The 10578-nt window shown below is 38.3% G+C and carries 7 protein-coding genes; 6 read left to right on the forward strand and 1 reads right to left on the reverse strand.

What is annotated here, in order from left to right:
* The first annotated feature begins 204 nt into the window (after positions 1-204).
* The 5 genes from BWD42_RS24155 to BWD42_RS24175 all read left to right on the forward strand — a co-directional run bounded on the left by BWD42_RS24155 (position 205) and on the right by BWD42_RS24175 (position 8420).
* Positions 205-3378 carry a SusC/RagA family TonB-linked outer membrane protein gene (locus BWD42_RS24155; protein WP_077439028.1) on the forward strand — a complete coding sequence of 1058 codons (3174 nt, stop codon included), beginning with the start codon at positions 205-207 and terminating at the stop codon, positions 3376-3378.
* An 11-nt stretch (positions 3379-3389) separates the two neighbouring features.
* Positions 3390-4910 (forward strand): RagB/SusD family nutrient uptake outer membrane protein, encoded by a 1521-nt coding sequence (locus tag BWD42_RS24160; protein ID WP_077439030.1) that lies wholly within the window; start codon positions 3390-3392, stop codon positions 4908-4910.
* A 10-nt stretch (positions 4911-4920) separates the two neighbouring features.
* Positions 4921-5616, forward strand: a complete 696-nt coding sequence (locus BWD42_RS24165; protein ID WP_077439032.1) for a hypothetical protein — start codon at positions 4921-4923, stop codon at positions 5614-5616.
* 17 nt (positions 5617-5633) lie between these two features.
* Positions 5634-6701: a DUF5007 domain-containing protein gene (locus BWD42_RS24170; RefSeq protein WP_077439034.1), complete on the forward strand. Its 1068-nt coding sequence runs from the start codon at positions 5634-5636 to the stop codon at positions 6699-6701.
* Positions 6702-6821: 120 nt separating this feature from the next.
* Positions 6822-8420 (forward strand): M60 family metallopeptidase, encoded by a 1599-nt coding sequence (locus BWD42_RS24175; protein ID WP_254846313.1) that lies wholly within the window; start codon positions 6822-6824, stop codon positions 8418-8420.
* A gap of 215 nt (positions 8421-8635) precedes the next feature.
* Here the strand turns inward: BWD42_RS24175 and BWD42_RS24180 are convergent, their stop codons facing one another.
* Positions 8636-9403 carry a hypothetical protein gene (locus BWD42_RS24180; RefSeq protein WP_077439038.1) on the reverse strand — a complete coding sequence of 256 codons (768 nt, stop codon included), beginning with the start codon at positions 9401-9403 and terminating at the stop codon, positions 8636-8638.
* A 793-nt stretch (positions 9404-10196) separates the two neighbouring features.
* Here BWD42_RS24180 and BWD42_RS24185 point away from each other — a divergent pair.
* The gene (locus BWD42_RS24185) at positions 10197-10502 is read left to right on the forward strand and encodes a hypothetical protein (RefSeq protein WP_139351156.1); all 306 of its coding nucleotides are present in this window, start codon (positions 10197-10199) and stop codon (positions 10500-10502) included.
* The last annotated feature ends 76 nt before the right edge of the window (positions 10503-10578 follow it).

Below are 10578 nucleotides of genomic sequence, written 5' to 3' on the forward strand. Positions count from 1 at the left end.
CATGACTTAATAGCAATAATTACATCCGTTACAAATAAATTTAAGATTATTTAACATTTTTAAAATAGCGAAATCGATTGCGTAACAAAATACAATCGATTGCGTAAAAAAAGTGGCTATTTCGGACTAATTCACTGTTTTGATATATTAATTAATTGGGAGATTTTAGTGCTGAAAAGAACACTATAAACCAAGACCCAATTTATGGAAATGGACATCTACACCAAAAAGAGGTGGATTAGAATAATCCCACTTCTGTTTAGCCTAATGCTTTTCCAGCTATCTTCCTTTGCGCAATCGAAGATATCCGGAAAGATATTAAACAATAACCGACCCCTGCCTGGAGTAACGGTTTTTATTAAAAACAATGCGAAATCAGCGACGTCAAGTAACCAGATGGGAGCATTTGAAATTCAAGCCAAATCAGATGATATTTTAGTAGTCAAAAGCGTTGGTTTTGATACACAAGAAGTTCCCGTAGGCGGAAGGCAAAATATCACGGTCAACTTGGTAGAATCGAGTAATGATCTTGGAGAGGCGATTGTGACAGGATATACAACAATCAATCGCAAAAAAAGTACTGGTTCGATTGCCAGCGTTACCAGTAAAGATATTGAGAACCTTCCTGCTGCTAGTATCGACGTATTGCTTCAAGGAAAGTTACCTGGAGTAAACGTGCAGAATTTCACCGGCCAACCTGGTATGAAGACCTCGCTAGTCATTCGTGGAAATACCAATATTCCTCGATCAAATAATGATTTTGATGCCGACAATTTGACGAGTAATCCATTGTATGTCATTGATGGAATTCCCACTTCAGAAGATGAAATTAAAAGCTTTAATGTTACAGGGACCAACTTTCTTGCAAGTCTAAATCCAAATGACATCGAGTCTGTTGACGTTTTGAAGGATGCTTCTGCAGCTGCATTATATGGTGCAAGAGCGAATAATGGCGTGATACTGATCAAAACCAAACGCGGTCAGCAAGGACGGCCTAAATTCAGTTTAAACACTTATCAGGGATATGTCACAAAACCAGCTACAGTTGCAACCTTAATTGGTGCTGCAGAAAGAAGAAAGAAACTGGAATTGATCTATAAGTTTGCGAATGATGCTCAACTTCAAACGATACCTCAGCTATTGACAGATAGTTTGAATCCATCATTTAATAACAACAATGACTATCAGGATTTATTTTATCAATCGGGATATGTACAGAACTATGATCTTTCCGTTTCTGGCGCTACCGAGAATTTGAACTATAGGGTAAGTGGGGGGATGTATAATGAAAAAGGAATTGTAAAAAGTACCGGTCTAAAACGCTACTCTTTTACAAGTAATTTGATTTTTAATATCACCAAACAATTGGAATTTCTGACCAATTTCAAGGCTTCGACAAACAGACGTATGGATGGTAAAGGAAGTACGGAGTTCTTAAAAACCAATAGATACCGCAGTGTTTTTGCTATTAATCCAGTGGATATGCCAACATCATTGCTGGGTATGAGTCAAGACGATATCAATAGTATTGTGAATCCCTATGACTATCAGCGCAACGATAATATCAATGTGGATTTAAGTGGAGTTGGTGAGTTAAGATATACCTTCTTAAAAGATTTTCGTTTAAGCACGCGTAGTATTATCAACTATTCTACGGCAAAAAATGATTTTGCTTCACCGTCTATTTTGAACTCTGATGGTTTAGCCTACGCTAAATCTACCTATACCCAGTATAGAAAATATTTGTTGACGAACTCTTTATTATGGACAAAATCATTAAATGACGTACATAACTTTACAGCTACGGCAGTTCAGGAATATGAGACACGTAAAAATGAGGGGTTGTATTTGTTAGGGAAGGATATTCCAAATGATAATATTCAGGTAATTAAAGGTGTGAGTTCTCAAAATCTGAATGGATATTCTGATCAATCGACCTATGCTAAGTTATCATTCCTCGGTGCGTTTCACTACGATTATAAAAGTAAATATTTATTGGATGCAGTATGGAGAGCGGATGCTTCTTCAAGATTCGGTAAGAATAACAAATGGGGTTATTTCCCATCTGTAGGTGCTGGATGGATTGTTTCGGAAGAACCTTTTATGGAATCCAAAGAATGGGTAGATGAATTGAAACTGCGTGCGAGCTGGGGACGTACAGGTGACGAAAGTAGTATAGGTGATAATGATCGCTATAATGCTTTTGTGGCCGGAGACGGATCTTATCCAGGAAATTCTGGGAATACTTATGGCGGTGGTACCGCAGTAATTCCAAATTATTCGGGTATAACCAATGATAATATTACCTGGCAGAAATCAGATACTTGGAATGCTGGATTTGATGCCTATTTATTAAAAGGCAGACTTACGGTCAATTTTGATACTTATATAAGAACAACGACGGGACAGATGTTGCAGATTTGGATACCAGAGTATTCGGGCTATCTGCAAACATTTACGAATGCTGCAGGAGTGAGAAATTCTGGAGTGGAAATTAATATCCAAGGAAAAGTATTTGAATCAAGTAAAGAGTTTCAGTGGATTCCGCAATTGAATTTATCATTTAATAAGAACGTTGTTACAGCATTGCCTAATGGTAACAGAGATTTGTACTATGATCAGGGGGTATATGTCGTAGGTAAACCTTTGAATATGTTTTATGGTTACCTTGTGAACGGAGCCATTAGCTCATCCAACGATATTATCGTAAACCCATACACTGGAGCGGTAGGAGCTACAAAGTGGGGAACATTGAAACCAGGTTATCCAAATTGGGTAGATGTAAATGGTGATTATAAAATTTCCGATGCCATTGGCGAAAATGATATGACCTTTTTCGGAGACCCCAATCCTAAAGTGACTGGCGGTTTTATTAATAATTTTACTTATAAGGGTTTTTCTCTACAAGTCTTAACAACATTCACCTTCGGTAGAGATATTATCAACAGTACTTTCGCACGTCGCATGTCCAATGGATTTTTCTATGGAAATCCGACAGATTTATCTAAAGCATCTATCGGAGATTTAGGCAAATATGATTTCTGGCAACAAGAGGGCGATATGGCTAGATATCCTGCGGCAAATCCATATATGGGATTGTATGCTTGGAGAGCAGGTCAATCGATGTTTATGGAACCAGGATGGTACGTGCGGATCAAAAATATCAACTTAGCTTATCGTTTCAATAAAGGTCAAAATCCTTGGATGGATCGTTTAGGAATCAATTCACTTAGATTATATGGTACGGTGGATAACGTTCACATGTTCCAGAAATTTTCTGGTGTAGATGCTGAAATGGTTGATGCAAGAGGCTTCGACTACGGGGATGGGTATCCATTGCCATCTAAGTATACTTTAGGTGTTCAATTCGAATTTTAATAGCTAGCAATATGAAAATTTTAAAAATAACATATAAAAAGATAGGGGTCGTTGCAACTCTTTTCTCCGCTGTGATTCTGGGATCATGTAACAAGCAATTGGAGAATAATTTAATTAATGATACCTATGCGGATACTTTTTGGAAGAATGAAAAAGATTTTACGGGTGCAACCCTGGGAATGTACAGTTTATTTCGAAAAGCAATGGTTACGAATCAAGCCTTTTTCGCGTGGGGAGATACGCCTGTTGGAATTTTAACAACCAGTAAAGGTACGTTGCACTCAGATATCTACACAGGTGGTAACTTTAAATTGCCTTATCGAGAAGGGGGCGGGCTCAACTGGACAAACTGGTACCGTGTCATAAATGCTGCAAACTTGATCATCAAAAGGATTCCGGAAATCTCGGAAGATAAATTCCCTGCTGGAACGAAAAATTACCTTCTTGGCGAAGCGTATTTTATGCGTGCACTTTCCTATTTCTATATGACACGAGTTTGGGGGGATCTGCCTTTACAAACTGAACCAACAGAAACAGCTGATCAAGCTGTATTGGTTGGTCGGACGTCAACCGATGATATCCTCAAATTTATAGTAAATGATGCGCAGAAAGCATCAGGTTTATTGACCTGGGAAGGAGTTGATGGTCTTGGCCGTCGTCGGGCGAATAAAGCAGCTGCTTTAGCCTTGTTAACACATGCGACTGCCTGGCAAAATGACTATACGAAGACGGTAACATACGCGGATTCTATCATCAGTCGCCCAGATCTTTTTGCATTGCAGGCAAAAGGAAATGTCCGTAACGTTTTTAAGGAAGCTAACGCGAAGGAGAACATATTTGTGTTTACAAATAAAGATGCAGAAAATGAATCTGCTTCATATGAAGGCATGGGGGTATTTTCAGGAGCAGTGGGTTTTATTACAGTAAGCAATACAATCTATGTAAATATGCCAGATTTACTACCAACATACTATGTGACTAATACAAAGCTGGAAGAAATGTATGGCAAAGAGGAAGATGGTGATACCAGAAGAACAGACTTCTTCAGGAATATTACCAATTCGGAGAATAATTCACTGATGAAGTATTCTGATATCGTATACAAGAATGCGGCGACAAATTCAGATCCTAGGGTTGAAAGTAATTTAGTGATTTTTAGGTTGGCAGATATGGTCTTATTAAAAGCGGAGGCTTTAAATGCGCTAGGAAAAGATGCTGAAGCATTGACAGCCGTAAATTCGATTAGAAGTAGAGCTGGTGCCAAAACCTTGATTAGCAGCGCTGGCGCAAATCTTAAGCGGGATATACTGAAAGAAAGACAACGCGAATTGATTGGCGAAGGTCATTGTTATTTTGATATTGTTCGAAATGCCTGGAAAACAAAAAATAATAACCTTTTCGTACAGTTGGCTTCCTGGAGTATGGATGCTACACGTATGGAACAAAAAGGCTATTTGTTCCCAATCGAGAACAGCATTTTAAATTCAAACCGATTAATCTCTCAGAATCCTTATTGGATGGGTAAATATTAAGCGAATCAACATGAAAAATACATTTATATATTTAAGTATTATTGCTTTGGTAACAATTTTTAGTTGTAAAAAAGAAGCTGTAATAGATGGTGGCGTAAGTGATCCACATGTCAACATGACAACCTATGATTTCTTGAAATCGCATCCGCAGCACTTATTCGATACTACCTTGATGATTATCGATAAGGCTGGATTAAAAGATAAAGTGAATAGTGCGGGAACTTTTTTTGTACCTACAAATTATTCCATTCGTAATTTCCTGTTAGCAAAACAGAATGAATGGCGCAAAAAGGATGAACGACTTAATTTTAATCTGGATTCATTGTTTAAATACTATCCGCAAAAAATGCTCCAGGACACAATGAGTGTCTATCTTTTCTCTGATCGTATCGTTCGGGATAATTTAACCGAATCTGGAACAATGTTCCAAACACAGGAACCAGCGACCAAACTATTGGTAACATTGGAAAAATCAACTAGTGGTGATTATTTGGAGGATGGTATCATTTCTCAGGGGCCAAAATTGCTCTATTTGACGAAGATCTATGGCGAACGCGATGTCATGAAAAACGGTTCACTATCCGACCCTTCAGGAAAAGCAAGCCTCAATGATACGAAACTGATCTGTCAGACATCAGGCATTATTTCCACAACAGGGATAATCCATGTGTTGAACAACCAGCATATTTGGGCATTTAGAAGATAAATTTAATTGGTATTAATATGAAAAATAGATATAAGATATTTGCATACATCGGTGTATTGACATCCTTGATGTATGCAGGTTGTAAGAAAATTGAAGTTGGATATCTGAGTGACAATATCCGTTATGGATCAAATCCGATTGCTGTAGATCAGGGAACTTTTTATATAGCAACAGGAATTATTCCTGACGCTTCAACGCCGCCGTTTACTGTCACGCTATTGGACGTCCGTAATAAAGCAACAGGCAAGAGGGAAGAAACTTTTTTTAAGGAATATGATGTTACTGTTTGGAAAGAGAAATACGATCCGAAAACAGATACAACACTTGAATTGATTAATAGTAAACGCGGTATAGAGAAGAAGTTACCATTTACGGTTTTAGAGAAAAGTGGTCAGTTTATGTTCACCCAGGCGACAGATCATGTTCCGACGGGCGAATATGAGGTTGATATACGTGTCCAAAATCCAAAAGGTACAAAAGATTATAAGAATATAACAACTATCAAGTTATCTCCAGTAAAAGAATATACTTATGAAAATGTACCTTACTTTATTGCGGTCGATGCAAATAGTGAAACTGGAATTCGCTTTCCGTATGATGATCAATGGATTGATCAGACCAAAGGGCAGAGTACTAGCTTGACGTTAAAAATTAAACGTGTTGCTGATGGACCAAATCAAATTGTTTTGAAGGTTTACGACAAAAATGGAGCATTATTTCCTGGTAGTGCTTTGGACAGAAGGCCATCTGGCAATGATTTCCTTAAAACATTAGCGACCTTCGCTTATAAAACAACAGTTACAGATACTGCTGTGGTCTACGATTATGCACAAGTGAGATTCCCGGATGTATATTGGGATAGTCAGTCGAATGGTATCAACTGCTATTACAGAATCCAATCGAAATGGATTCAGTCAATAGACTATGCGGATACTAAAAACTGGAACCCGCCAACAGATATGAAGTATTTGACTTATGATCAACCTGTTAAACTTAACATAAGATTTAATACGAAGATTTACAAAGCCGGAAAGTATATTTATGAGCTACATTTAAAAGCGACGAAAAATCCCACAGCGAAGTAGGAACCGCTTTGTTTAGATCCTATATATAACTGAATATACAGCAAGGGGGAGTTTTGAAATAATACTCCCCCTTTTTTCGCTAACAGAGAATTATAACCTCTAATATATTTACATTAATTAATGATGAGAAGAAAATTTATAGCTTTTGGTTTGGGCCTATTGATGAGTGCAAATCTAATGGCACAATCTGCGCAAGATGTTAAACAGACCTATACAGACCTTTCCGTGTTCGAAGATGCGCTCGCGTTAAAATTAAAAAAAGGTATTAAGAAAAAACAGATCGATCAGATGGCTGATACAGCATTGCGCAGCGTAGCCTTGTCTATATTTGCAGGCAAGTACAATAAAGACTATAGATATGCGACTTATTCGGCCTTGTTAAATCCATCCACCTTGGGCCGTCAATTAAGTATTGGAGACGGTTATAGTAAATATGAAAATATGACCGGTGTGTATCTTCCCAAAGGCAAGCATATCGTCATCGTAGATGGCATTGCAACAGGTAAAGAAGTAAATCTTGTTGTGCCCAACTGGTTGCGGAAAGCTCCTAATCCGCAGGAGCCAACAAAAGACCCGAAAGGATGGGGGGTGGAGAAACAGGAGTTTAGATTACACAACGGCGTAAATATTATCCAACTCAATGATTATGGAAGCTTAGCTTATATTGATTATTTCTCAGACGAACCAGAAAAAGAAAACCCGATTACGGTTCACTTTCCGACAGGACAGGTAAACGGTTACTTTGATCTTAAAACACAGGGGAATAAAGAATGGGATAGTTTGATTGATCATGCGGTATTTCCGATTATGGATGCCAAAGGTGAACATATACAAACTGTTTATCCCATTGAGGCAATGAAGAAATATGCTTATGGAAAAGGCGTTGAGCTTATTCGCAATTATGATTCTCTGCTGTTCAGGCAGCATCGCTTGATGGGCTTGGAAAAATATAAGAAAGTTCCTAAGAATCGTATTCTCGCACGGGTCAACTATAATTATTACATGTTCCGTGATGGAGATGGGGTTGCTTACATGGGGGATAAGGTCGGTTATGCTATGCGTATGGTTGTTGATCCTGCTTCGGTAATTAAAGGAGATCCCTGCTGGGGCTTTAGTCATGAAGTCGGGCATGTGCACCAGACGCGACCAATGTTTAATTGGGGTGGCCTGGGCGAAGTGAGCAACAATCTATTTTCCCTGTATGTAACACGATCATTTGGTAATAAAACACGGGTTTCTGAGCAGAATAACTTTGAAAAAGCTAAAGCCAGTATAATTGAAAAGAGAATTTCTTACTTATCCGATCCTGATGTATTTAACCGTTTGATCCCTTTCTGGCAATTGCAGTTGTACTTTGAGGGAATTGGAAAGCGCCCGGATTTTTATGCCGATCTGTTTGAGGCTTTTCGTCAGCAGAATAAGAGTAAACCGTCCAGAAGAGGACGCTCGGATTGGAGTTCCGATCGGATGATGGGGGAGCGGAATCCAGCTGTTAATCAATTAAACTTTGTCAAAACAGCGTGTGAGGTTGCTAAAATAGATCTGACAGATTTCTTTGATAAGTATGGCTTCTTTTATGTCGGTACATTGGAGTATGATGATTACGGAAAGTATACGTATACGATGACGCAGGAAATGGTTGATGAATGTAAGAAGGCTATTAGGAATATGAACTTGCCTCAACCCAAAGTAGATCTTACTGCGCTAAGAGATAATTAATAATATAATTGTAAAACTCCGGATGACTATTGTCGTTCGGAGCTTTACATTTTTTAGTTTTATCTTTATTTAAAGATAAAGTGGGTGCAGTCTCGGAATGAATCCGTATTTTTCCATAGTGATTCAGGGTTAACTCTGAACAGTACTCGAACTACAGCCGAAAAAAAGACCTTACTGTTTGGAAACACAATTTTTTAAGCTTAATATGAACCTGGTTAGAGTACTATTGTTGTTCTGTTGAATGTATTGGGACATTCGATGAATTTGTCGTTACATAAAATGCCGGGTTGAACAGTATAGGTGGTGCCAGATTCTAAGTTGTTTATGATATAAAATGTTTTTATATCTCCGTTTTGTAATTGAGTTCCTGCACAGGTAAATGGTGCTGTGTAACGCCAGTCTTCAGCGGAATATTGTTTCTTATACCTCAAAACAATTTTTACGCCTAGTTGTGCATCCGTAGGAAAAAGAAGTAAAAGCTCTCCATCTCCTTGATATAAAGTTTCTCCAGTTGGAGATGCGTAAGGTATTGATTCTGGAAATGATGGAGTTGCTAACGAGCTTGGATAGGTACAACTAGTGGTTGGGCTATTAGGAGATAATGAAATAAAACGAACTGTGGTTACTTTTACACTTCCTATTAGCATTTGTCCTGTAAACGTATAACTTACCCCCGCAGTACCATTGAAGATAAAACTTCCACCTGCTGGACCAAGTGTTTGACTAGTCATAAATCCGTCGGAACCGCTTATACCAACTTCTACTGAAGGAGGGGTTGTGCTGACGTAGCCAGAGGTTGTCACATTCACTGTTATACTCGTACCGTTTTTAGATAATTGAATTTCGATTTTTGGTGAGCTAAAGGTAGATCCTACTTTTTTTTGTGGTTTTGCTTCCAAGTTTTGGGAAGGATAAGTTTCATTTTTTTTGCATGCAAAGATGCATATCCCCAATAAGATAAATACTATTAATTTGACTTTCATAATTGAATTGGTTTAATATACTTAAATATACTTATTTATGTTTAAATCATAGAAGAGTTTTGATTTCTTTGTATGGTTTTATTTTTGCTTTTTAATTGTAGTTTGCAATAAAATGTTATAATCAATCTTCTCGCTACAAACTAGGTGGAGGGATTTATTAATAGACTTTTGGCCCCCTGTCACTCTATTGCTGCTTCTTTTCATGAAATCTTTCATTAACTAGCGATAAGTTAGATTTAAGCTAGCTCTAGCTATTCATTTAAATAACGTTTAATTTTTATCTAAGCAAAACCTAAACGATGTCTAAATGAATGCAAAATAAAGTCGTAACGTGTTCATAAGTTAAGAGTATGCTGCCTATAAACATTTGGATGCGAGGTTCCGAATAGGCTTCCTGTTCATTTCAGTTTCTGTGTTGGTTAGAGCCGATTTGCGTTTTGGTAACTAGTAGATCTGCAACGGCTCTGATGGAGATACCCTCGCCAGCGAGCTATTTTCACCCCCGTTGTGGCCAATCGTCAGATTACACTCCAATCCCGCCCCCAATCCCGCCGCAGATCCGGTAATAACCCACCATCTGTCTTTACCGACACCCCCTTCGCCGCTGTCGGCCCCCGCCGGAGCCTCACGGCCCCACTAGACCCCCTGCTGGGAAAAACAATCCCCCACCGTTCCAGCCAGTTAGCAGAAAAACAAAAGAAATAAGAACAAAAGTCTTGGAAGTGATTATAAAAACTCCCTATCTTTGCACCACTCCGCAAGGGAGGGACGGTTGCCGCCAGAGCAGGCAGCCATGAAAAAAGAAAGGTTTAAGAGAGCCTGGCAGGATTTAAAATCCCGTTCAGCTTATTTTAAACGCGGAAATCAGAAAAGAGAAAAAGAAAAAAAAACTTCAAAAGTTTTTTGGAAGTTCAAAAAAGATTTCTACCTTTGCAGTCCCAACGGAAACGGAGGGAAACAGAAAAAGATAAAGAGGGATGCAATGTCCATCGGAATAAAGCGGATACGGAAGTTGAAGCGCAAAAAGTTCTTTAAGAAAACACAATCATGTAGCGTGACGAGTAGACAAACGAAAGTCATGAACAAATTCAAGAATTAGTTCAATTCGATCCAAGATCAGAGATATAAAAAAAGAATTCTGATTATGTAAATAGTTAGAATCAAAAACTTCATTT

Source organism: Sphingobacterium sp. CZ-UAM, assembly GCF_002000245.1.
In the GTDB taxonomy this organism is placed as follows: Bacteria; Bacteroidota; Bacteroidia; order Sphingobacteriales; family Sphingobacteriaceae; genus Sphingobacterium.

Bases quoted from the DNA above. Each gene is read 5' to 3' on its own strand.
- BWD42_RS24155 (WP_077439028.1), top strand. From the start codon at position 205: ATGGAAATGGACATCTACACCAAAAAGAGGTGGATTAGAATAATCCCA.
- BWD42_RS24160 (WP_077439030.1), top strand. From the start codon at position 3,390: ATGAAAATTTTAAAAATAACATATAAAAAGATAGGGGTCGTTGCAACT.
- BWD42_RS24165 (WP_077439032.1), top strand. From the start codon at position 4,921: ATGAAAAATACATTTATATATTTAAGTATTATTGCTTTGGTAACAATT.
- BWD42_RS24170 (WP_077439034.1), top strand. From the start codon at position 5,634: ATGAAAAATAGATATAAGATATTTGCATACATCGGTGTATTGACATCC.
- BWD42_RS24175 (WP_254846313.1), top strand. From the start codon at position 6,822: ATGATGAGAAGAAAATTTATAGCTTTTGGTTTGGGCCTATTGATGAGT.
- BWD42_RS24180 (WP_077439038.1), bottom strand. From the start codon at position 9,403: ATGAAAGTCAAATTAATAGTATTTATCTTATTGGGGATATGCATCTTT.
- BWD42_RS24185 (WP_139351156.1), top strand. From the start codon at position 10,197: ATGAAAAAAGAAAGGTTTAAGAGAGCCTGGCAGGATTTAAAATCCCGT.